The sequence below is a fragment of the Roseburia sp. AF12-17LB genome (assembly GCF_003479605.1).
In the GTDB taxonomy this organism is placed as follows: domain Bacteria; phylum Bacillota; class Clostridia; order Lachnospirales; family Lachnospiraceae; genus Roseburia_C; species Roseburia_C amylophila.
The window spans coordinates 106421-129157 of sequence record NZ_QUHR01000003.1 but is presented as its reverse complement, the minus strand read 5'-3'; the positions used below and the strand labels follow the sequence as shown (position 1 = coordinate 129157).

Sequence of the window (22737 nt, the reverse complement as noted above, 5' to 3'; positions counted from 1 at the left end):
ACATCCGAAGGAGGCTGCCACTGGCAGGCTCTTTTGGTAAACAACATAAATGAAAAGTAGGAGGAAATCAGGAATGGGTTACAAGGAAACTTACGAAGCATGGCTTGAGGGAGCGTATTTTGATGAGGCAACCAAGGCTGAACTTCAGGCAATCAAAGACAATGACAAGGAAATTGAGGATCGTTTCTATAAAGATCTTGAGTTTGGTACAGCAGGATTACGTGGGGTAATCGGTGCCGGTACCAACCGTATGAACATCTATACTGTCCGCAAAGCAACACAGGGTCTTGCAAATTATATTTTAAAAGTAAATGCACAGGATAAGGGTGTGGCAATTGCTTTCGATTCCAGACATATGTCACCGGAATTTGCAGATGAATCCGCACTTTGCCTTGCAGCAAACGGAATCAAAGCATATGTATTTGAGTCATTAAGACCAACACCGGAATTATCTTATGCAGTCCGTAAATTAGGATGCACTGCCGGAATTAATATTACAGCAAGCCACAACCCGCCAGAATACAATGGGTACAAGGTATACTGGGAGGACGGTGCACAGATTACACCACCTCATGATACCGGAATTATGGATGAAGTAAAGAAAGTAACTGATTACAGCACCGTTAAGACCATGTCCTTAGAGGATGCCAGGGCAGCAGGCCTTTATGAGACTATCGGTGCGGCAATCGATGATGCTTATATTGCAGAGCTTAAGAAGCTTGTGGTACATCAGGATGCCATTGATGCAGTAGGCAAAGACCTTAAGATTGTATACACACCATTACATGGAACAGGAAATATCCCGGTCCGCCGTGTGTTAAAAGAGCTTGGCTTTGAAAATGTATATGTTGTTCCGGAACAGGAACTTCCGGATGGAGATTTCCCAACCGTAAGTTATCCGAACCCGGAGGCAGAGGAAGCATTTGCATTGGGACTTGCACTGGGCAGGAAAGTAGATGCAGACTTAATCCTTGCAACTGACCCGGATGCAGACCGCCTCGGTGTATATGTAAAGGATTCTAAGACGGGAGAATATCATTCCTTAACCGGAAATATGTCCGGCTGCCTGATTGGTGATTATATCATCGGACAAAAGAAAGCAATCAACGGCTCCCTGCCGGCAGATGGTGCATTTATCAAATCCATCGTATCTACCAATATGGCAGATGCCATTGCAGAATACTATGGCATTCAGTTAATCGAAGTATTAACCGGATTCAAGTTTATCGGCGGCAAAATCTTAGAGTTCGAAAAGACCGGAAAAGGAACCTACCTCTTTGGTATGGAAGAAAGCTACGGCTGCCTGACCGGAACCTATGCAAGAGATAAGGATGCAGTGGTAGCATCTATGGCGTTATGTGAGGCTGCTGCATATTACAAGACCAAGAATATGACTCTTTGGGATGCAATGCTTGCCATGTATGAAAAATATGGATACTATAAAGACCATGTTGAGTCTATTACATTAAAGGGAATCGAGGGTCTGGCTAAGATTCAGGAAATCATGGATACACTGCGCAGCGAAACTTTAACTGAAATCGGTGGCTATAAAGTTGAAAAAGTACGTGATTACAAGAAGGATACCATTACAGACCTTGCAACCGGAGCAGTAACAGCAACAGGACTTCCAAGCTCTAATGTACTTTACTATGAATTAAACGATGCTGCGTGGTTCTGTGTAAGACCATCCGGTACCGAGCCGAAAGTAAAATTCTACATTGGTGTGAAGGGTTCATCTATGGAAGAAGCAGAGCAGAAATATGAAGTCCTTGGAAAAGCAGTTTTGGACAAAATCAACAAAATGTTATAGACCAAATTGTATGCCTTAATTTACCGTATTTTCCTTGACAAATAAAGGAAAAACAAGTATAAATATATTCGTAGGTAATCTTGGAGAGTGTAGACCTCAAGAAGAATTATAAAATCCAGAGGAGGAATTTTAACATGAACAAAGCAGAATTAGTATCAGCTATGGCTGAAAAAACAGCTTTATCTAAAAAAGATGCAGAGGCAGCTTTAAAAGCTTTCACTGATATCGTAGCTGAAGAATTAAAAAAAGGTGAGAAAATCCAGTTAGTTGGATTCGGTACTTTCGAAGTATCTGAAAGAGCTGAAAGAACAGGAAGAAACCCACAGAGCGGTAAAGAGATGGTTATTCCAGCTTCTAAAGCACCTAAGTTCAAAGCAGGAAAAGCTTTAAAAGATTTAATCAATAAATAAGTTGATAAAATGATTCTGATTAGAGGTGTAACGAAAGTAGAAAACTGCTTTTGCTACACCTTTTTTTATTGAAATTCGAAGGAGAAAGAGATTTATTTTTTATTTTTTTAAAGTAAAGCATGTACAGGAAAGAATGCTGCGTGAAATCAGAATGCGTGGTAATTTCAGGGCTGTGTTTTTTCTGGCAGAACCTGTCTTTCCGGTTGCTTTGACGGAATGCGGCGGTTGTCCGTCTGCTGCGGATACGACACTCGCCAGTAAGGGCGGCTAGGCATTCTTTTAAAAGAAAATGGCTGTTCCGGCAACCGGCGCAAAGTCGCATCCATGCTCCAATTGCACCTCGCTGACACATCCCTGTGTCAGCGTTGCCGGTTGCTCCAAAGAATGCAAGCCGCCCTAACCGTCTCGTTCATGTATCCGCATGCAGACGAACAATCCACCGCATTTTGTCAAACATTGGAAAGACTGGTTTTATCAGAAAAGAAAAAACGCAGCCTTGCAATTACAACATTCTGATTTGGCAGGATTGTTTCCTGTACATGCTGTGCTTGAAAGAAGGAAAAGATATCTGATTTCCTTCGAATTTCAAAAAGAAAGAAGGTAAGCAAATGAGATTAGACAAATATTTAAAGGTAACCCGCCTGATTAAACGCAGAACCGTTGCCAACGAAGCCTGTGATGCCGGACGTGTCACCGTAAATGGCAAACCGGCGAAAGCATCCGTCAATGTAAAAGCAGGTGACATCATCGAAATCATGTTTGGCCAGAAGACGGTGAAAGTAGAAGTGGTTGCAATCGCAGATACCACCAAGAAAGAAGAGGCAGGAGAATTATTCCGCTATCTGTAAAAGAGTAAAAACGCATAAAAAGAGAAACAGTCTCATATATTTTGGAAAGGACTAACTTTCGGGTAAAGGAGTATGAGACTGAATGGAAGAATTGAAAACAGCAAAAGCACATAAAGTATTGCTGGCAAACCGGAAAAGTGCAAACTTCAGCGGAGTGCTGGATGTGCTTTCTTTTGATGTAAATGAAATTTTACTGGAAACAGAACAGGGAATGCTTCTGATAAAGGGAAATGACCTTCATGTAAACCGCCTGTCCTTAGAACAGGGGGAAGTGGATGTCACAGGGAAAATTGATGGCTTAACCTATTCGGATGTGGAAACCTATCACAAAGGTGGCGGAGAATCCTTCTTAGGCAGGTTGTTTAAATGATAGAAATCAGCCCGGAAATTTCCGGTGAAGCCTTAAGGTTCCTCCGGTTCATGCTGGTGGGATTTCTGTTAATCTTAGCCTTTGACCTGCTTCGGATTCTGCGCAGGCTGATACCCCATAGAACCGGGATGGTTGCAGTGGAGGATATGCTGTACTGCATCGGCAGTGCCATATTTATATTTATTATGCTCTGCCGGGAAAATGACGGAGCAATACGGGGCTTTTGCATGCTGGGCATGAGCGTTGGGATGCTGTTATGCAATTATGCCATCAGTCCATGGCTGGTGAAGGGAATCGTAAAAGTATTTAAGAAACTGTTTCAAGTAGTGGGGAAACCATTGCGGGCAGTATTTCGCATGGTGGCAGTACCCTTACGTTTCCTGAAAGGGAAAATCAGAAGATTATTACGAAAATTACAAAAAACGTTGAAAAAAATCCGTAAAACTATTAGAATGGTGTTATGTAAACTATAGATGAGGAAATGAGTATGACAAATAGTCGAAGAAAAAGAAAACAGAAACGAAACGGAAGAATCTGTATCTCTTTGATTGCGATAATGTTCTTAGTGATTATGTCAGTTCAGATTGTTAAGCTCTACCAGAAGGAGCAGGAGTATACTGCCAGAGAGAAGGCACTGACGGAATCTTTAGAAGATGAAACAGAACGTCAGAATCAGCTGGATAATTACGAAGAATATACCAAGAGTCAGGAATATATTGAAGACCAGGCAAAGAGCAAGCTGGGACTGACCCATGAAAATGAGATTATCTTCAAGGAAGACAAGAAGTAGAACAGCTTCGAAAACATAAAGACCATAGAAAAACTTAAAATAGACAAACCATTCCGCTTTTTGCCGAAAACTTTTTTGAAATGAGACAACGGTTTGACAAAGATTTCGGACAAACATTTCTATAATAGCTTCTGCTGTCACAAATGACAGGAGAAGGAGGAACAATGGAAATGAAGAAATTGAGAACGAAACAGGCGGTAATATGCTTTATAGGGGTAGCAGTGTGTAAATTAGGATTTGCAGGCTGCTACCCTTTTATCCCGGCATATTTTGCGGCAGCTTACCTGGAACGGGGTGGACGACTGCTGCTGGGAATTGGAATGTTTCTTGGAATGGCATTTATGCTGCCGCTGACACTGATGACAAAATATGTAATGACACTGCTGGTAACCATAGTAATCATCAAGCTGGCAGAATGGGTAAATAAAGGCTGCTATACCTGGATAGCTGCCTTTGGCGCAGGCTGTTCGGCAACCTTATTATCCGTATTTGGAGAAATGTTAAACGTAAGAGACGGAATGCGGACGGAAATGGCGGTCTTAGAAGGAGTCTTTATATTTGCAGCCACCATGGTGTTAAGCCGTATCATACATAGCTTTCTGGAATTCACATTTGTGAATCAGCCAATACCGGAGATAAAGAGTAATGAAGAAGAAAAACTACTGACCTATGCAAAGTCCTTTCAAAGCCTTTCAGATATATTCGGGCGGATGAATGTGGAACATACCAGTTTCTCGGCAGAGGAAATGGGCAGGATGCAAAATGAGATAACCGGGAAAATGTGTGTTTCCTGCGACCAGTGCGCTCTTTGCTGGGAAAAGGATGACAGCCCCATGTACGGCTATTTGTCGTCACTGCTGCAATCTATCCGGGAGGCGGGAAAGACAAACCGCGATATTGAAAAGAAAATGGAAGAATATTGCCCCTATATGCAGGAAATGACGGCGGAGGCTCTTCGGATATTTGAAAAAGCTTCTTTAAATATGGCGTGGTACAACCGGCTGGTAGAAAACCGTGAGGTCATAGCCGAGCAGCTGGATGCCATGGCATATATCATGGAGGATTGTGCAAAGAAGCAGAAAAATATTACAGAAGAGTGCCGGTCAAATCTGCAGGACATAGCTTACCGGGCAAGAGAGCGGGGCATAAAAGTGATTGATGAACAGCTCTGGGAAAAGGAAAACGGCCGCTGGCAGCTTGTGATGAAAGTCATGGTAAAAGATGGCTGTGTCACTACGAGAGAACTGACAAAGGCAGTAGCCGGAGCACTGAACCGGCGCATGATTCCGGAGAAGGATACCAAGACGCTGATTGGAAAAGGCGTCAACCTCTATACCTATGAAGAAGAGCCGCGGTTTCAGGCAATTTATGGCGTAGCCCGGATGGTAAAGGATGGAGCAGCAGTTTCCGGGGATAACTTTTCCTTTTTGGAGCCGGAAAGTGGAAAAATGGTCATGTGCTTATCGGATGGCATGGGTTCTGGAAGTCTTGCCTGCAAGGAAAGTGAAATGGTTATTGAACTGGTGGAAAAATTCCTGGAGGCGGGATTTGATGTGGAAACGGCAGTCCGCATGATGAATTCTGCCATGGTGATGAAAGGGCAGGAGGATTTATTTTCCACGGTGGATATCAGTGAACTGGATTTATATGACGGAACCTGCCACTTTTATAAAATCGGAGCGGCGGCAACCTTTATCCGGCGAAATGGCATAGTGGAATGTCTTATTTCCACCAGTCTTCCGGTGGGCGTATCTTATAAACTGGATATGGAAAAAAGCGAAAAGGACTTATATAACGGAGATTTCCTTGTCATGGTATCAGATGGTGTGCTAGAATATTTACATGTGCCGAATCCGGAAGAAACCATGCAGGAAATTATAGAAAGCATTGAGACCAATAATGCAACAATTCTTGCAAAACGCATTTTGGAGCGGGTGTTACTTTTTACCGGAGGAAAGGCAGCAGACGATATGACGGTGCTTGCTACCGCAATTTGGGAGAAATAATATGATTCCTGGTGTAGAATCTTTTCTGGAACAATATCATATGATTGAGCAGTCGGATGTAGTGGTTGCCGGAGTATCCGGTGGTGCAGATTCCGTATGCCTGCTGCTGCATCTGCTTGAATTGAAAGAAAAACTTTCCTTTACGCTGGCAGCAGTCCATGTGCAGCATGGCATCCGGGGCGAAGAAAGCCTTCAGGATGCAGCGTTTGTAGAGGAACTTTGCAGGCGGTATCAGGTGCAGCTATTCCGCTATGATTATGATGTGCCGGAATATGCAAAGCAGCATGGATATTCGGAAGAAGAGGCGGGAAGAAATTTACGATACGAAAGTTTTCATAAAGCGTTAGAAGAATTGGGTGCGCCGGAAGGGAAAATTGCAGTTGCCCATAACCGTAATGATCTGGCAGAGACCATGCTCTGGAATATGATCCGGGGCAGCGGCATGCGTGGCATGGCTGGAATTCCGCCGGTGAGAGATGGCATCATCCGTCCGCTTCTTCATACGGCAAGGGTGGAAATCGAAAATTATTTAAAAGAAAAAGGTGAAAGCTACTGTACGGATGCTACCAATGCATCTTTGGATTATACCAGAAACCGGATCCGTAATCAGGTGCTTCCGGTGTTGGAGGAACTGAATGCCGGAGTTTATGCCCATATGGAACGGCTCGGGGATGACATCCGGAAGACGCAGGAATATCTGTCTGCTGTAATAGAAGAAAAAAAAGCACAATATGTAGAAAAAGATTTCCGGCAGCCGCAGGCTTTCCTGATATCGGAGGAGCTTTTAAAAGAACCGGAAATCCTGTATACAGGCATTATAAAGGAGTGTATCTGTGAGACGGCCGCAAGCAGTAAAGATATTACAAGAACCCATGTAGAACTGGTACAGAAACTTTTTGCCATGCAGACGGGAAGAAACGTGAACCTGCCTTATCAGGTGGTGGCAGAGCGGACTTATGGCGGTGTGCGTCTGCAAAAGTGTGAAAAACAACCGGAGCATAAAATTACAGAACCGGTAGAAATGCTATCCAGTCAGTCTTCCAGTCAGCCGGTCGGACGACAAAGCGGTCAACCAGCCGGTTGTTGTGGGATTTCAATAGAAGAACATCCGGATTTTACCTGCCGGATTTATAAACGGGAAGAGTTACCGGAAGGAATTTCTAAAAAAAAGTATACGAAATGGCTGGATTATGATAGAATAAAAAATAGTCTTTTGATTCGGAACAGACAGCCGGGCGATTATTTTGTGCTGGATGATACGGGCAGAACACAGAAGCTGAAACAGTATTTTGTAAATGAGAAAATTTTAAAAGAGCAGCGGGACACGATTCCGTTGGTGGCAGACGGTGCTCATATCCTGTGGATTGTGGGATACCGAATCAGTGCATATTACAAAGTAAGCAGTACAACGAAGACAATTTTGGAAATACAATATCATGGAGGAAGAGAAGACAATGAGTGAGCAGATTCGTGTATTACTCTCAGAGGAAGAACTTGATCGTAAAATTGCTGAATTAGGAGAAAGAATTAGCAAGGATTATGAAGGTGAAAGCGTTCATTTAATCTGCATACTGAAGGGAAGTATATTCTTTACCTGTGAACTGGCAAAGCGTATTACCGTGCCGGTAACAATTGATTTTATGTGCGTTTCCAGTTATGGCGCGTCAACCGTGTCCAGTGGAAAAATCACCATAAAGAAAGATTTGGAAGAATCTATTGAAGGTAGAAATGTAATTGTCATTGAAGACATTATTGATACAGGAAGAACACTGCGTTATCTGCTGGATGATTTATCCGCCAGAGGACCGAAGAGCTTAAAATTGTGTGCAATGTTAGATAAACCGGATCGCAGGATAACAGACGTTGCGGTAGATTATACCGGTTTTGAAATTCCGGATGAATTTGTAGTAGGATATGGTCTTGATTATGACCAGCGCTATCGCAATCTGCCATACATTGGCATTCTTGATTTGGGATAGGAAGGAGTTTGCGTGAAGAAATCATATAGAGGATGGGGCTTTTATATCAGTCTGATTGTAGTTGTGGTTTTGGTCTGGTTTTTACTGGACGGACAGCATCTGAATCAGGATGACTATAATTATGCCCAGTTTAAACAGGAACTGGCTGATGATGAGATTAAATCTGTAGAAGTGCAGCCAAACAGAGTTTATCCAACCGGAAGACTGGATATTGTCAAAACGGATAAGTCAGAAGAGACCTTATATGTGCTGGATGTCAGTGAGGCTCAATCGCTGATGGATAAGGAAAAATTTACTTCTTATGTGGTGAATGATATTCCGGCAGAAAACTGGCTGATGAATTTATTGCCGCTCTTACTTGTGTTTGGAGCAATGTTTATACTGTTTATGATTGTTATGAACAATCAGGCAGCAGGCGGTGGCGGCGGCAGCAAGATGATGAACTTTGGAAAGAGCCGTGCCAAGATGACCACCGATGAGAACCGCAATGTAACCTTTGAAAATGTGGCAGGACTGCGGGAAGAAAAAGAAGAATTAGAAGAAATCGTAGATTTCTTAAAAGAGCCGAGAAAGTATACCAGACTGGGAGCGAGAATCCCGAAAGGAGTTCTTCTGGTGGGACCTCCTGGAACCGGTAAGACTCTGCTTGCCAAGGCAGTTGCCGGAGAAGCAGGCGTTCCGTTCTTTAGTATTTCCGGTTCTGATTTCGTAGAAATGTTTGTTGGTGTCGGCGCATCCCGTGTACGTGATCTTTTTGAAGATGCCAAGAAAAATGCACCATGTATCGTATTTATCGACGAGATTGATGCAGTGGCAAGAAGAAGAGGAACCGGTATGGGCGGCGGACATGATGAACGGGAGCAGACCTTGAACCAGCTTCTGGTAGAGATGGACGGATTTGGTGTCAACGAGGGTATTATTGTGATGGCAGCCACCAACCGTGTGGATATCTTAGATCCTGCTATCATGCGTCCGGGCAGATTTGACCGTAAAGTACATGTGGGACGTCCGGATATTGGTGGAAGAGAAGAAATCTTAAAGGTACATGCAAAGAATAAACCCCTGGCAGAGGATGTGGATTTGAAACAGATTGCACAGACTACAGCTGGTTTTACCGGAGCAGACCTTGAGAATCTTTTAAATGAGGCGGCAATTGTTGCAGCCAAAGAAAATAGAAGTTATATTATCCAGAAAGATATTAAGGAATCCTTCTTAAAAGTAGGTGTCGGTCCGGAGAAGAAGAGCCGGATTATTACCGAGAAAGAAAAGAAGATTACCGCATATCACGAATCGGGTCATGCGATTTTATTCCATGTACTTCCAGATGTGGGACCGGTATATACCGTATCCATTATTCCAACCGGTGGTGGAGCAGCAGGCTATACGATGCCATTGCCGGAGCGTGATGAAATGTTTGATACCAAGGGAAGAATGCTGCAGCAGATAATTGTTTCCTTAGGTGGACGTGTGGCAGAAGAGTTAATTTTTGATGATATCACAACCGGAGCTTCACAGGATATCAAGCAGGCAACCGAGCTTGCCAAAGCAATGGTAACGAAATACGGATTTTCCGAAAATGTCGGACTGATTAATTATAACAATGATGATGACGAAGTGTTTATCGGAAGAGACCTTGCACATACCAGAGGCTATGGCGAGGGTGTGGCATCCAAAATTGATGAAGAAGTAAAACGTATCATTGACGAATGCTATGCCAAAGCAAGGGCAATCATTCAGGAAAATAGTGATGTACTCCATAAATCAGCAGACCTTCTTTTGGAAAAAGAAAAGATTGGAAGAGATGAATTTGAAGCATTATTCCAGAGCGGAGCTGATGTTGTAACTGAGACAACGGAGGAATAGAACACAAATAGAAATTTTTTTCGAAAATGGGAAAAAGGTACTATATAAAGTATACAAAAAGTAGGCACAACTTTTGTGAAGTTTGTGCACACTTTAAACGGGAGAGGTGATACTATAATTAACGTAAAAACCCCCCAATACATTATATATATAGTTTTTACTACACCCCATAGTAAAAATACCTTCTCCTTAAAAGGGCAGCCGATCGGTGGCTGTCTTTTTTTTACGCGAGTAATGAGGAAAAGTGCCGGGTGAGGAAAAGAAACCAAGCTTGCTTGAGATTTTTTTTCTCGTCTATCCTGACTAAGCAGGGGCAAAATGGTCAGACCAAAATAGAAGCCTAAAAAAGCCATTCTTTTGTGCAAAAAATAAGTGGTATTTTCGCCATGAAATTTATGAACTATACAGATTGAATAAAAGGGATGTGAATTTTTTTGGAAGTTTGTGCACACTTTTGAATGGGAAAATGGTACTATAATTAACGTAAAAACCCCCCAATACATTATATAATTTTTGCTACACCCCATAGTAAAAATACCTTCTCCTAAAAGGACGACCGTGCGAAAGGTCGTCTTTTTTTTACGCGAGTAATGAGGAAAAGTGACAGGCGAGGAAAAGAAACCAAGCTTGCTTGAGTTTCTTTTTTACAGCTTGGAACTTTGACGAATACCGCGATAGCGAGGGAACTTGTTCCCGAGCCTATCGCGGAAGTGAGGGAGCTTGTTCCCGAGCCTATCGCGGAAGTGAGGGAGTTTTTCCCTCACTTATCTCGCATAGAAATCTCCAATCCCTCAAACAGTGGACATCGGCTCCCAAACTGCCTATAATGAATCTTAAGAAAAGAATATTTCGATAAAGCTGATACATAGATGGGAGATACAACATGATAAAGGCAGCATTTTGCGATGATGACGATACGGTTTTAAAAGAACTGCAGAGCTTACTGGAGGAGTATCGCAGGGAGCGTGATTACAGAATAGATGCAAAAGTCTATCACAGTCCGCTGGATTTACTGAATGAAATGGAAAAAGGAACCCGCTTTGACATTTTGTTTTTGGATATTTTAATGCCGGGGGTAGATGGAATCCAAACGGCATCCGAGATTCGGAAGTTTGATAATAATATAAAGATTATTTTTCTTACTTCTTCGGTGGAGTTTGCGGTGCAGTCTTATGAGGTGAAAGCATATTATTACCAGTTGAAGCCGATTGAAAAGGGCAGCTTCTATCATCTGCTGGATTCTATGTTAGAACAGATGGAAAAAGAGCATGGCAGTAGTATTGTACTGCGCTGTAAGACGGGAATTGCCCGGATTGAGTTAAAACAGCTGGAATACTGTGAAGTAATTCACAGGACCTTATTGATACATCTTGTCGATGGGACGGTATATGAATGCAGCGGCAGCCTGGATGAACTGTGCAGGCAGCTTATGCCTTATGGAACTTTTATACGTCCACATCGTTCATATCTTGTGAATCTGGAATATATAAAGAATCTTTCTTATCGTACCATTACGATGTCAAGCCTTGTGGAAATTCCTGTTCCAAGAGGGAAATACAATGAAATAAAGAGTGCATTTCTGAAAAATGCATTTGAAGATGGGCAGGTGACGTTATGAGCCTTTGGATGTCCCTTCTTAACAATGTGGCAGTCAGTGTTTTTGGAAGTGTGCTGGCGGCGTCCTTCTGTGATGCACTGGACCGGCGGAAAAACCGGATCATATTCTGGATATGCATCGCACTGATTCCAATTGCACAGGGGATTATTTACTATGTATGGGATGATGGCTTTTTGAGGCAGATTTATCCGCTGCTGGTACATGTTCCGCTGATTTTACTGTTATGTGGACTGACCGGTAAATTGCTATGGCCATTTTTCTCTGTGATGGCAGCCTACCTGTGCTGCCAGTTACGACGCTGGCTGGCACTTCTTACAGTGGAAATTTTGGGCGGAGGAGCATTGATGCTGGATGCGGTGGAATTATTGATTACCCTGCCACTACTGTTTGGACTGCTGCACTTTATGACGCCGGCAGTCCGTTATATTTCCTGCTATTCCAGAAAAATGCAGTGTCAGTTTGGTGTGATACCGGTGCTGTATTATGTATTTGATTATCTGACAAGAGTGTATACAGATCTTTTGTCCAGTGGGGCTCCGGTTGTCGTGGAATTTATGCCATTTATCTGTTGTGGAGCGTATCTTGTGTTTCTGTTGTATAACTTTACAAAAGGACAGGAAGAAAACCGGATGAGGGAGATTCAAAAAAGCCTTGATATGCAGGTGGCACAGTCCATGCGTGAAATAACGGCGTTACGGGAGTCACAGAATCTGGCCAGCCGTTACCGCCATGACCTGCGTCATCATTTACAATATCTATATGCCTGTTTGGAGAACCATCAGATACAGAAGGCAGAGGATTATATATCTGATATCTGTAATGAGCTGGAACAGCAGAAGGTGATACAGTATTGTGAAAACGAAGCTGCGAATCTGATTTTGTCATCCTTTGCAGGAAGGGCAGAAGCGGAAGGAATTGTGATGAAAGTGGAAGGCGGCATGAAAGCGAAGACGGTGATAAGTGATACTGACTTGTGTGTGCTATTGTCTAATGCCCTGGAAAATGCCATCCATGCCTGCAGGGAAGTACAAAAAGAGGGAAAAGAAGCCAGAATAGAAGTACAGATTTATGAAAAACAGCAGCAGGTATTTTTACAGATAAAAAATTCCTGTGCCGGAGCACCAATCTTTGAAAACGGAGTCCCGGTTTCAAAGGAAAAAGGACATGGCATTGGGACGCGGAGCATCTGTGCCATTGTGGAACGCTATGGAGGAGTATATACATTTTCGGTGGAAAAAGAGTATTTTATACTCCGCCTGAATCTGTCGGAAAAGAATGTCGATTCAGTACATTTTACTGCCGTTTGAGACGTGAATCTCCTGTTGGATAAGAAAGAATGGTAAAATATGTCTAAGTCAAGGATGACAAACAAAAGACAGGAGGAAGATGAAAATGAAGAAAATAATTTCATGTTTAGTGGTATTGACTATGTGCATTTCACTGGCTGCCTGCGGGGGAACGGATAAACAGGCTGCAATTGATGCATTCAATAAAGCAAGCACATCATTCAATGAAGTAGCGAATGCCATCAATGCGGATCCGGATGCATACGACCAGGATGTGATTGATACCATGGTTGAAATGGCAGATGTCTTACAGCAGCACAAAGAGCTGTTAGAGGGAGACACTGAAATTGAAGAAGACAAATTAAATGAAATGATTGAATGGTATGGTACCGTAGAAGAATGGGTATCAGACGTAAAGGCGGAGTTAGGTATATAATAGATTTCATAGAGTTACTTCTTTAAAGAGGGGACGGATACGGAAAATGTATCCGTCCTTTTCTGGTTGTAATCTTTGGAACTTTCGTATATTATAGTAATAAAAATAATTATTTAGAAACGAGAGGCTTGTTGTAAGATGATGAAGAAACAGCAATCGATTTATGAATTGAACAGAATTCAGCAGTATATTATGCAGATGCGCCCGATTCTTAGAAAACGCGCACTCTTTTCTGATGGAACAGAAGATTATCGTAGTCCGGCAGAACCCAAAGCCGGAGAGCTGGTGACCATTCGTTTTCGTACAGCAAGAGATAATGTAGATGCAGTCTGGCTTTGTACAGAACAGAAAAAATATTTTATGGAAAAGACCGAGTCAGAGGGGCTCTTTGATTATTATTCCGTAGAAATCCGTATGACAGAGGAGCATTTCTACTATTACTTTGAAATTGAGACGGGAATGCTTCACTGTATCTTTGACCGCTATGGCGTGAATCAGACACCAAGACCGCAGTATAATTTTGAAATTGTACCGGGTTTTTCCACGCCGGACTGGGCAAAAGGGGCGGTTATGTATCAGATTTTAACAGACCGTTTTTACAATGGAGACACTTCCAACGACCCGTTGACGGATGAATATTTCTATATCCGTGCTACCAGTCAGAAGGTAGATAACTGGGAGAAATGCCCGGAGAATTTTTCGGTAGCAGAATTTTATGGCGGAGATTTAGAGGGCGTGAGAAAGAAAATGGATTATCTCACAGAACTTGGAATAGAGGTGATATACTTCAATCCACTGTTCGTTTCTCCGTCCAATCATAAGTATGATATTCAGGATTACGATTATATTGACCCGCATTACGGCAAAATAGTGGTGGATGAGGGAGAACTTTTACAACCGGGTGACCGCAATAACCAGCATGCCAGCCGCTATATCACCCGCGTGACGGATAAACGGAATTTGGAGGCAAGCAATGAACTTTTTGCAACGCTGGTAAAGGAAGCGCACCAGAGGGGCATCCGCGTTATCCTGGATGGAGTGTTTAATCATTGCGGTTCCTTTAATAAATGGCTGGATCGTGAAAAAATCTACCGTAGTGAAGCAGGCTATGAACCGGGAGCCTATATCAGCAAGGACAGTCCGTACAATGACTTTTTCCAGTTCCATGATCAGAATGCATGGCCGGATAACGGAAGTTACGATGGCTGGTGGGGACATGATACATTGCCGAAGCTTAATTACGAAGATTCAGATACATTACACGATTATATTCTTCATGTGGCTGCAAAATGGGTTTCTCCACCTTATAATGCCGATGGCTGGAGACTGGATGTCGCGGCAGATCTGGGACACAGTCCGGAATATAACCATCAGTTCTGGAGAGAATTCCGTGATGCCGTAAAGAAAGCCAACCCGCAGGCGGTGATTTTGGCAGAACATTACGGCGATCCGAGAGACTGGCTGGGTGGAGACCAGTGGGATACGGTTATGAACTATGATGCCTTTATGGAACCGGTGACATGGTTTCTTACCGGAATGGAGAAACACAGTGATGATTTTAAACCGGAAAATATAGGAAAGTTTGAGAACTTTAAAGGCGCTATGAAGCATTATATGGCAAGCTTTTTGACACCATCGCTGCAGTGCTCCATGAATGAACTTTCCAACCATGACCATTCCAGATTTTTAACCAGAACCAATCATAAAGTAGGTAGAGCGGAACACCTTGGAACAAAAGCGGCAGAAGAGGGCGTAAATACAGCGGTTCTACGGGAGGCGGTTGTTATTCAGATGACCTGGCCGGGAGCACCTACCGTTTATTACGGTGATGAAGCCGGACTATGTGGATTTACAGATCCGGATAACCGCAGAACTTATCCGTGGGGCCGGGAAGATAAAGAACTGATTCGTTTCCATCGTGATATCATCAGAATTCATAAAGAAAACCCGGCACTTCGTACCGGAAGTGTGAAATTTTTAAATGGTGAGGATAATCTTCTCTGCTATGGAAGATTTAACCGGGAACAGCAGTTTGTCATTATTGTAAATAATGATGAAAATATCCGGCACATTGATTTGTCTGTATGGGCAGTGGGGCTTCCGAAGTATGGAACTTTAGAACAGATACTTTTTACCAGTGAAAATGGATACTCCATTTCTTCTGTCAGCTATGACATCGTCAATGGAAGACTGGATATTACATTGCCAAAGCATGCAGCTGTCATTCTGAAAGGAAAGAATCCGGAAGAATAAAAAAATGGCAAAATAAAAAATGCAAAAAATGCATAAAAACGCCTTGCACACAGCAGGGCGTTATGCTATAATCTATATTCGTCAGGACAATTAAGGACTGATAAATGGGCAGATTCCCGAGTGGCCAAAGGGGACAGACTGTAAATCTGCTGCAAATTGCTTCGGTGGTTCGAATCCACCTCTGCCCATTCTCGTTGTGGTTATGCAATGAGAATTTTTTTATGTAACTATAAAAAGATACTTGCCCGCGTGGCGGAACTGGCAGACGCGCAGGACTTAAAATCCTGTTGTGGTGACACAGTACCGGTTCGATTCCGGTCGCGGGCATTAAAAAAGGAAACGGTCGTTTCCTTTTTTTATGCCGGAAATCCGCAAAGCACATTTCCGTTGTTGTGATGTTCCCTTTGTGAATAGCCCTATTCTTCTTCTGCCTCTTCTTCTCTCTCTGCACATGGAGCAGTAGAAGCTCTTGTAATAAGCTGCGGACGCAGTAAAGTCATGCTGACGGAGACATGATTAATAAGGTTACTCAGAGCAGCATATCCACATTTGCCGAGCTCGGTTCTTTCCTGACGGACTGTAGTCAGTGGCGGCTCTAAGAAAGAAGAAATCGGCAGGTCGTCAAAACCAACCACACTGATATCATCCGGAACAGAAAAACCTCGAAGCCGGCATTCTGTAATGACTCCGGAAGCAATCAGGTCATTACCACAGAGAATTGCTGTTGCTCCGGCAGCAAGAAAATTCGGTACATGATATTTTGCACTGTCTGCAACATAGTAGCCATGTGCAACCATATCTTCTTCTACTGGAAGATTGTGGGATTTCATGGCATCTAAATATGCCTGATAGCGTTTCTCACTGACCATGGAATAGAGAGAACCGTTGAGAAAAGCAATCTTTTTGTGACCAAGTTGATAGAGATGGTCGACTGCAGATTCAATTCCTTCAGAGTTATCTGTTCCCACATAGCACACATGTGGATTCTTCTTAATATAATTATCGAAAAGAACGGTTGGAATGGAAGTGAAGGCAAGCTGCCGCATCCAGTCATCATGGAGAGCAAAGCCTACCAGGAACCCGCCGGAATAACCGTTCTTTAACATATAGGTATCATATTTTTCAGTCATCTGGAAAGCCGGAGTAACCGGAATTACACTGACGGACCAGCCATCCCGGAAAGCAGCCTGACGGAAACCCAGGATGATTTCGTATCCGAACTGGTTGGCTGTTTCATAGTCCATATTTTCTATAAAAAGGCAAAGCTTCTTGTTTTCGTCCTTTTTCATCTTCTTGGACTGATATCCCATTTCTACAGCGGTATCAAGAACCATCTGCCGTAAATCTTCACTGATATCACTGGCACCGTTTAATCCTTTGGAAACAGTGCTGACGGAAATACCGAGCCGGTTGGCAATATCTTTAATTGTGACCATAACAAGCCTCCATAAATCTGGTATATTTTAAGTAAAATCATATCAAAAACCTCTTATATTCTGTATTATATAGAATTTGCATGACAGGTGCAAGTACTGCAAAATATTATTTTTCGAAAAAAACAGGGTTTTAAATAGCAATATAACCAAAAAAACAATGCGAATTCCGTTAAAAACGGCAAAAATGATGCTAAAAGGACTGTTTTGTTTGACAAAGTTGTTAAAAAGACGTAAAATAACCTCAGATACGAAAATTAACGAAAAGCAAAAAACAAAAACCGATGTGGGGGAAAAACATTGGAGGCAAAGAGACTAACCAGAGGAGCAGGAATCCTGATGGCAATAACAAGTCTTCCATCTGATTATGGAATCGGAACTCTGGGTGATGCAGCTTTCAATTTCGTAGACTTACTTGTAGACCTGAAACAAAGATACTGGCAGATACTTCCGATTGGACCAACCAGTTTTGGAGACAGCCCGTATCAGTCAATATCAGCATTTGCAGGAAATCCGTATTTGATAGATTTAGATGACCTGGTTCGCGACGGTCTGCTTATGGAAAGCGAGATTCGAAGCTATAACTGGGGTGCAGATGAGAAAGATGTTGATTATGCCAATCTTTTTGAAAACCGTTTTCAGATATTAAAGAAAGCATTTGAACGGTTTGATACCGCAAAGCCTTCTTTCCGGAAGTTTGAAGAAGACAATGATTGCTGGCTGGCTGATTATGCATTGTTCATGGCAGTCAAAGGAAAAGAAAATAACCGGGAATGGATGGCATGGGAACCGGGAATCAGAAATCGTACACCGGAGGCATTACAGGAATACACAGAATTATTAAAAGAAGAGATCCTGTTTTGGAAATTCTGCCAGTATAAATTTTATGAACAGTGGAAATTCTTAAAACAGTACGCAAATACAAGAGGAATACAGATTATTGGGGACATACCGCTGTATATGGCAATGGACAGTGCTGATGTGTGGGCAGACCGGAAACTCTTCTTATTAGAAGAAGACGGAAGCCAGCAGTATGTAGCAGGCAGCCCGCCGGATAATTTTTCAGAAGAAGGTCAGAAATGGGGCAATCCCGTATATGATTACTCTTATATGGAAGAGTACCGGTTTGACTGGTGGAGACACCGGATTGAGAAAAACGCAGCATTATATGATGTAATCCGGATTGACCACTTCCTTGGAGTTGTAAGGTACTATACGATTCCGTTTCGGGAAAAGGATTGCTGCAATGGGAAATGGAACAAGGGTCCTGGAAAGAAATTGACAGATGTGATGGAAGAAAGTGCCGGTGACTGCAGAATCATAGCAGACAATGCCGGAAGTGCCATCGCCGGGAGCAGAAAGCTTCTTGCAAGAATTGGATGGCCTGGAAGTAAAATCCTGATGTTTGCATTTGATGGAAATACAGGAAATGAAAATCTTCCACATAACTTTGAAGAAAATAACATAGTGGTATATACCGGAACACATGATAATGATACTGTTGTTGGTTATTTCCGGGATAAGACAGAATATGAACTGGCTTACCTCTATGAATATTTGAATATCGGCTCGAAGGAAGAAATTCCGGACGCCTTAATCCGTCTAGCTTATTCAAGCATAGCGGATGTGGTAATTATTCCAATGCAGGATATTTTACAGCTTGGCAATGAGGCCAGAATGAATCAGCCATCCACAGTCGGACAGAACTGGAAATGGCGGGTGGGAAAAGATACTCTGAGTGAAGAACGAAGAGCGTGGATCCGCACCATTGCGGCAGTATACCGCAGATAATTTCTATATGATATAGAACGGATTACCGTTTTATATAAATGCTTAATCGAAATCACATTTTTAAGGAGGAAGAAAATGAAAAAGAAAGCATTATCATTATTTCTTGTAACAGCTATGGCAGTATCCATGGTAGGATGCGGTAGCAAAGACGCAGACAAGAACACAGAAAAGAAAAGTACTGAAGCAGCAGTAGAAACAGAAAAACCAGCTGCAGCAGAAGATGAAGCTTGGGAGGGTGACTTAACAGTATGGAGCCCACAGGAAGATCAGGATACAAACTGGCTTCAGGATCAGTGTGAAGCATTCGCAGCTGAGCATCCAAACTGGAAAATCAACTTCAATTATGGTGTATGTGCAGAGGGTGAAGCAAAAGACAACGTAACAAAAGACGTTGAAGCAGCAGCAGACGTTTACATGCTTGCTAACGATAACATCCCGGATCTGGTATCTGCAGGCGCATTATCAGAGCTTGGTGGAGATTATCTTGGATATGTAACATCTACAAACTCTGATTCTATTCTTGCATCTGTTACATACAACGATTCAGTAGTAGCATTCCCATTTACCTCTAATACATGGTTCATGTACTATGATAAGAGCGTATTCTCAGAGGATGACGTAAAGAACTTTGATACAATGTTAGAGAAAGCTGGAGAAGCTGGAAAGAAAGTTTCTTTCAAATTAACTGATTCCTGGTATATTCAGGCATTCTATGTAGCTAACGGATGTACATTATTCGGTGATGGAACTGATACAGATGCTGGTATCGACTTCGGTGGAGACAAAGCAGCAGCAGTTACAGAGTACTTAGTAGACTTAGCAGCTAACCCTAACTTCTTAGTAGATGCTGACGGATCTGGTCTTGCTGGATTAGGCGACAGTGTAGCAGCAGTATTCTCCGGAACATGGGATGCTGATGCAGTTAAAGAAAAACTTGGTGACAACATGGGTGTTGCAGCTCTTCCTACCGTTACAATCGACGGAAAAGAAGGCCAGATGAAATCCTTCATCGGATCTAAAGCAATCGGTGTTAACCCTAATGCTGAGAACCAGCAGGTAGCTATGTCTCTTGCAGCTTACTTAGCAGGTGAGAAGGCTCAGACAGCTCATTATGAAATGAGAAACATCCTTCCTTCAAACATCAACATCTCTTTAGCAGACGATCCAATCGCAACAGCAGTTACAAATGTTATGACAGATACATCTATCATGCAGCCATTATGTAAAGAAATGGGTAACTACTGGTCACCAGCAGAGAATATGGGTAAAAATATCCAGTCTGGCGAAGTAACAAAAGACAACGCTGCTGAGAAGACAGAAGAAATGAACACAACTATGAATACAGACGTTGCTGAATAAGCAGAAGATGTAATTGGAAGTTCATTATAAGAATTCCTAAAAAAGCGGTTTGGAAAAGAACCGGGGACTCCAGGATACCGGAAACGGTACCCTGGATGTCTTACTATAGAGAGTATAGGAGGCCCATAGCGTGAAGAAGGCTGCTACAAAAAAGAAAAAAGCAAAAGAGTTCCAGACACCATATACTGTTACCGGTGCGTTAGTTAAGGGAAATGCAATTACTAAGCTCTCCATGTTGATCATGGGCTTGGGCAATATTGCGCATAAACAGATTGTAAAAGGTCTTATGTTTTTGGCAATCGAGGTTGCGTATCTTTATTACATGATTTCTTATGGATTCTATGCAGTTTCCATGCTGCCATCACTTGGATGGAGAGAGCAGGAAAAGGTATGGAATGATGCAAAGAGTATTTATGAATATCAGGCTGGTGATAATTCACAGCTTATCTTACTTTATGGAGTTGCAACATTATATCTTACCTTCATGTTTATCATTGTATGGAGGGAAGCAGTAAAAAGTTCATATAAATCAGAACTGCTGGCAAAAGCAGGTAAGCATTTAAACACATTTAAAGAAGACTTCAAGAGTTTGTTTGATCAAAATTTACATAAATTGCTGTTAGCACTCCCACTGATGGGAATTTTGCTCTTTACTGTTCTTCCATTGATTTACAATATTACAATGGCATTTACCAATTACAGTACGTCCGGAGAACACTTAGTGTTATTCGACTGGGTTGGATTTGCTACCTTTAAGAAAATATTGAATATTGGAGACAGTATTGGAAAACAGTTCTATTCCGTATTAGGATGGACCCTGATCTGGGCTGTGTTTGCAACAGTATTAAACTATATTTCTGGTATGATTCTTGCAATCATTATCAACCGGAAAGAAACAAGAGCAAAGGGATTCTGGAGATTCTGCTTTGTATTATCCATTGCAGTACCACAGTTTGTATCCCTTCTGATTATGAGAAGTATGTTACAGCCAACCGGTATTGTTAACACATTGCTTATGAAATATGGTATTATCGACACTGCATTGCCATTCTTTACCAAGGCAATCTGGGCGAGAGTTACCGTTATTGTAATCAACCTGTGGGTAGGTATTCCATATACGATTCTTCAGGTAACCGGTATTTTACAGAACATTCCGGCTGAGTTATACGAAGCAGCAAAGATTGACGGTGCTAACGCTGTCCAGACTTTCTTCAAAATTACTCTGCCATATATGTTATTCGTAATGACACCGTACTTAATTACGCAGTTTACAGGAAACATCAACAACTTCAATGTTATTTACCTTCTGTCCGGAGGAAATCCTACGCCGGTGGATGCAACCGCAGGAAAGACAGACCTTCTGGTTACCTGGTTGTATAAGTTGACTGTTGATAAGAAATATTATAACCTGGGTGCCGTTATTGGTATTATGACATTCGTGGTATTGGCTATTGTTGCCCTGGTTACTTATCGAAATACCACATCCTACAAAGATGAGGAGGGATTCATGTAATGAGTAAGCAGAAAACAGCCACATCTGGCGCAAAAGTACGTAAAACATTTGTAAATGTTTTAATTCATATATTTCTTGCAGTATTAGCATTTATCTGGGTACTTCCGGTATTCTGGGTAGTACTTACAAGCTTTCGTGCGGAGAAAGGTTCTTATGTTGAGACCTTCTTCCCGAAGAGTTATACTTTTGACAATTATATTAAAATATTTACAGATACAAGTATCCTGAACTTCCCTAAGATGTTCATGAATACATTGATTATTGCAATCTTCACCTGTATCATTTCAACCATCTTTGTACTTTCAGTTTCATACTGTATGTCAAGAATGCGTTTTAAAATGAGAAAACCGTTTATGAATATTGCAATGATTTTAGGTCTGTTCCCATCCTTCATGTCCATGATTGCGGTATACTTTATCTTAAAGGCACTGGGATTATCTGAAGGATCCATGATCCGTATTGCGTTGATTATTGTATTCTCCGCAGGTAGTGGTGTTGGATTCTATGTGGCGAAGGGATTCTTTGATACCATTCCAAAGTCCTTGGACGAGGCAGCAATCATTGATGGAGCGAGCAGATGGCAGGTATTCACTAAGATTACCATTCCACTTAGTAAACCAATTATTGTATACACCATCCTGACTTCCTTCATGGGACCATGGATTGACTTCGTATTTGCAAAGGTTATCTGTGGTGCAAATGCAGACCAGTTTACCGTATCTATCGGTTTATGGAAGATGTTAGAGAAAGAGTATATCAACAGCTGGTATACATGTTTTGCAGCAGGTGCTGTAGTAGTATCAATTCCGATTGCTATCCTCTTTATGTTTACACAGAAATTCTATGTAGAAGGAATGAGTGGAGCAGTAAAAGGCTAAATTTCACAGCCGTTTAAAATGTTTAAAAGAGAGGCAGTTTTTTGCCTCTCTTTGTTATATCAGTTGATAATGAAGGGTGTGGAAGATTGCGAAG

19 protein-coding genes and 2 tRNA genes are annotated in these 22737 nt (G+C 42.1%); 20 read left to right on the top strand and 1 reads right to left on the bottom strand.

Going from position 1 to position 22737, the window contains the following annotated elements:
* The first annotated feature begins 73 nt into the window (after nucleotides 1–73).
* The 16 genes from DWV68_RS05150 to DWV68_RS05075 all read left to right on the top strand — a co-directional run bounded on the left by DWV68_RS05150 (nucleotide 74) and on the right by DWV68_RS05075 (nucleotide 15996).
* Nucleotides 74–1810 carry a phospho-sugar mutase gene (locus tag DWV68_RS05150; RefSeq protein ID WP_117697716.1) on the top strand — a complete coding sequence of 579 codons (1737 nt, stop codon included), beginning with the start codon at nucleotides 74–76 and terminating at the stop codon, nucleotides 1808–1810.
* Between the two features lie 134 nt (nucleotides 1811–1944).
* A complete protein-coding gene (locus DWV68_RS05145) occupies nucleotides 1945–2220 on the top strand; it encodes an HU family DNA-binding protein (protein WP_022242343.1) in 276 nt (91 codons plus the stop codon).
* Nucleotides 2221–2828: 608 nt separating this feature from the next.
* Entirely contained in the window at nucleotides 2829–3068 is a 240-nt protein-coding gene (locus tag DWV68_RS05140) for an RNA-binding S4 domain-containing protein (protein WP_022242342.1), read from the top strand.
* An 82-nt stretch (nucleotides 3069–3150) separates the two neighbouring features.
* A complete protein-coding gene (gene yabP, locus DWV68_RS05135) occupies nucleotides 3151–3438 on the top strand; it encodes a sporulation protein YabP (RefSeq protein WP_022242341.1) in 288 nt (95 codons plus the stop codon).
* Nucleotides 3435–3911, top strand: a complete 477-nt coding sequence (gene yabQ / locus DWV68_RS05130; RefSeq protein ID WP_117697715.1) for a spore cortex biosynthesis protein YabQ — start codon at nucleotides 3435–3437, stop codon at nucleotides 3909–3911. The genes yabP and yabQ overlap by 4 nt, the downstream gene beginning before the upstream one ends.
* Nucleotides 3912–3925: 14 nt before the next feature.
* Nucleotides 3926–4228, top strand: coding sequence for a septum formation initiator family protein (locus DWV68_RS05125; RefSeq protein ID WP_022242339.1), 303 nt, complete (start codon nucleotides 3926–3928; stop codon nucleotides 4226–4228).
* Nucleotides 4229–4398: 170 nt separating this feature from the next.
* Nucleotides 4399–6234 carry a SpoIIE family protein phosphatase gene (locus DWV68_RS05120; protein ID WP_242997796.1) on the top strand — a complete coding sequence of 612 codons (1836 nt, stop codon included), beginning with the start codon at nucleotides 4399–4401 and terminating at the stop codon, nucleotides 6232–6234.
* A 1-nt stretch (nucleotide 6235) separates the two neighbouring features.
* Nucleotides 6236–7696, top strand: a complete 1461-nt coding sequence (tilS, locus tag DWV68_RS05115; protein WP_118665158.1) for a tRNA lysidine(34) synthetase TilS — start codon at nucleotides 6236–6238, stop codon at nucleotides 7694–7696.
* Nucleotides 7689–8213 (top strand): hypoxanthine phosphoribosyltransferase, encoded by a 525-nt coding sequence (hpt, locus tag DWV68_RS05110; RefSeq protein ID WP_022242336.1) that lies wholly within the window; start codon nucleotides 7689–7691, stop codon nucleotides 8211–8213. The genes tilS and hpt overlap by 8 nt, the downstream gene beginning before the upstream one ends.
* A 12-nt stretch (nucleotides 8214–8225) precedes the next feature.
* Nucleotides 8226–10076, top strand: coding sequence for an ATP-dependent zinc metalloprotease FtsH (gene ftsH, locus DWV68_RS05105; RefSeq protein ID WP_022242335.1), 1851 nt, complete (start codon nucleotides 8226–8228; stop codon nucleotides 10074–10076).
* An 883-nt stretch (nucleotides 10077–10959) separates the two neighbouring features.
* A complete protein-coding gene (locus DWV68_RS05100; RefSeq protein WP_118665156.1) occupies nucleotides 10960–11694 on the top strand; it encodes a LytR/AlgR family response regulator transcription factor in 735 nt (244 codons plus the stop codon).
* Nucleotides 11691–13001, top strand: coding sequence for a sensor histidine kinase (locus DWV68_RS05095; RefSeq protein ID WP_243089451.1), 1311 nt, complete (start codon nucleotides 11691–11693; stop codon nucleotides 12999–13001). Before DWV68_RS05100 ends, DWV68_RS05095 begins: the two co-directional genes overlap by 4 nt.
* Nucleotides 13002–13086: 85 nt before the next feature.
* Entirely contained in the window at nucleotides 13087–13416 is a 330-nt protein-coding gene (locus tag DWV68_RS05090; protein ID WP_117697705.1) for an LptM family lipoprotein, read from the top strand.
* Between the two features lie 141 nt (nucleotides 13417–13557).
* Nucleotides 13558–15669, top strand: coding sequence for an alpha-glycosidase (locus DWV68_RS05085; protein ID WP_117947238.1), 2112 nt, complete (start codon nucleotides 13558–13560; stop codon nucleotides 15667–15669).
* 106 nt (nucleotides 15670–15775) lie between these two features.
* Nucleotides 15776–15857: transfer RNA gene (locus DWV68_RS05080), tRNA-Tyr, on the top strand.
* 55 nt (nucleotides 15858–15912) lie between these two features.
* A tRNA-Leu gene (locus DWV68_RS05075) sits at nucleotides 15913–15996 on the top strand.
* Between the two features lie 89 nt (nucleotides 15997–16085).
* Here DWV68_RS05075 and DWV68_RS05070 read toward each other — a convergent pair.
* Nucleotides 16086–17105: a LacI family DNA-binding transcriptional regulator gene (locus DWV68_RS05070; protein WP_117841617.1), complete on the bottom strand. Its 1020-nt coding sequence runs from the start codon at nucleotides 17103–17105 to the stop codon at nucleotides 16086–16088.
* Nucleotides 17106–17441: 336 nt separating this feature from the next.
* Between DWV68_RS05070 and malQ the strand changes: the two genes are divergently transcribed.
* The 4 genes from malQ (at nucleotide 17442) to DWV68_RS05050 (ending at nucleotide 22643) form a co-directional block, all read left to right on the top strand.
* A complete protein-coding gene (malQ, locus tag DWV68_RS05065) occupies nucleotides 17442–18893 on the top strand; it encodes a 4-alpha-glucanotransferase (protein ID WP_197420814.1) in 1452 nt (483 codons plus the stop codon).
* A 75-nt stretch (nucleotides 18894–18968) separates the two neighbouring features.
* On the top strand, nucleotides 18969–20252 hold the full coding sequence (locus tag DWV68_RS05060) for an extracellular solute-binding protein (protein ID WP_117697701.1): 1284 nt from the start codon (nucleotides 18969–18971) through the stop codon (nucleotides 20250–20252).
* A gap of 130 nt (nucleotides 20253–20382) precedes the next feature.
* A complete protein-coding gene (locus DWV68_RS05055) occupies nucleotides 20383–21765 on the top strand; it encodes a carbohydrate ABC transporter permease (protein ID WP_118665154.1) in 1383 nt (460 codons plus the stop codon).
* Nucleotides 21765–22643, top strand: a complete 879-nt coding sequence (locus DWV68_RS05050; RefSeq protein ID WP_117697699.1) for a sugar ABC transporter permease — start codon at nucleotides 21765–21767, stop codon at nucleotides 22641–22643. Before DWV68_RS05055 ends, DWV68_RS05050 begins: the two co-directional genes overlap by 1 nt.
* Nucleotides 22644–22737 lie beyond the last annotated feature (94 nt).

Excerpts from the sequence above, each read along its gene's own strand:
- DWV68_RS05150 (WP_117697716.1), top strand. The coding sequence starts at position 74 with ATGGGTTACAAGGAAACTTACGAAGCATGGCTTGAGGGAGCGTATTTT.
- DWV68_RS05145 (WP_022242343.1), top strand. The coding sequence starts at position 1,945 with ATGAACAAAGCAGAATTAGTATCAGCTATGGCTGAAAAAACAGCTTTA.
- DWV68_RS05140 (WP_022242342.1), top strand. The coding sequence starts at position 2,829 with ATGAGATTAGACAAATATTTAAAGGTAACCCGCCTGATTAAACGCAGA.
- yabP (WP_022242341.1), top strand. The coding sequence starts at position 3,151 with ATGGAAGAATTGAAAACAGCAAAAGCACATAAAGTATTGCTGGCAAAC.
- yabQ (WP_117697715.1), top strand. The coding sequence starts at position 3,435 with ATGATAGAAATCAGCCCGGAAATTTCCGGTGAAGCCTTAAGGTTCCTC.
- DWV68_RS05125 (WP_022242339.1), top strand. The coding sequence starts at position 3,926 with ATGACAAATAGTCGAAGAAAAAGAAAACAGAAACGAAACGGAAGAATC.
- DWV68_RS05120 (WP_242997796.1), top strand. The coding sequence starts at position 4,399 with ATGAAGAAATTGAGAACGAAACAGGCGGTAATATGCTTTATAGGGGTA.
- tilS (WP_118665158.1), top strand. The coding sequence starts at position 6,236 with ATGATTCCTGGTGTAGAATCTTTTCTGGAACAATATCATATGATTGAG.
- hpt (WP_022242336.1), top strand. The coding sequence starts at position 7,689 with ATGAGTGAGCAGATTCGTGTATTACTCTCAGAGGAAGAACTTGATCGT.
- DWV68_RS05100 (WP_118665156.1), top strand. The coding sequence starts at position 10,960 with ATGATAAAGGCAGCATTTTGCGATGATGACGATACGGTTTTAAAAGAA.
- DWV68_RS05095 (WP_243089451.1), top strand. The coding sequence starts at position 11,691 with ATGAGCCTTTGGATGTCCCTTCTTAACAATGTGGCAGTCAGTGTTTTT.
- DWV68_RS05090 (WP_117697705.1), top strand. The coding sequence starts at position 13,087 with ATGAAGAAAATAATTTCATGTTTAGTGGTATTGACTATGTGCATTTCA.
- DWV68_RS05085 (WP_117947238.1), top strand. The coding sequence starts at position 13,558 with ATGAAGAAACAGCAATCGATTTATGAATTGAACAGAATTCAGCAGTAT.
- DWV68_RS05070 (WP_117841617.1), bottom strand. The coding sequence starts at position 17,105 with ATGGTCACAATTAAAGATATTGCCAACCGGCTCGGTATTTCCGTCAGC.
- malQ (WP_197420814.1), top strand. The coding sequence starts at position 17,442 with ATGGCAATAACAAGTCTTCCATCTGATTATGGAATCGGAACTCTGGGT.
- DWV68_RS05060 (WP_117697701.1), top strand. The coding sequence starts at position 18,969 with ATGAAAAAGAAAGCATTATCATTATTTCTTGTAACAGCTATGGCAGTA.
- DWV68_RS05050 (WP_117697699.1), top strand. The coding sequence starts at position 21,765 with ATGAGTAAGCAGAAAACAGCCACATCTGGCGCAAAAGTACGTAAAACA.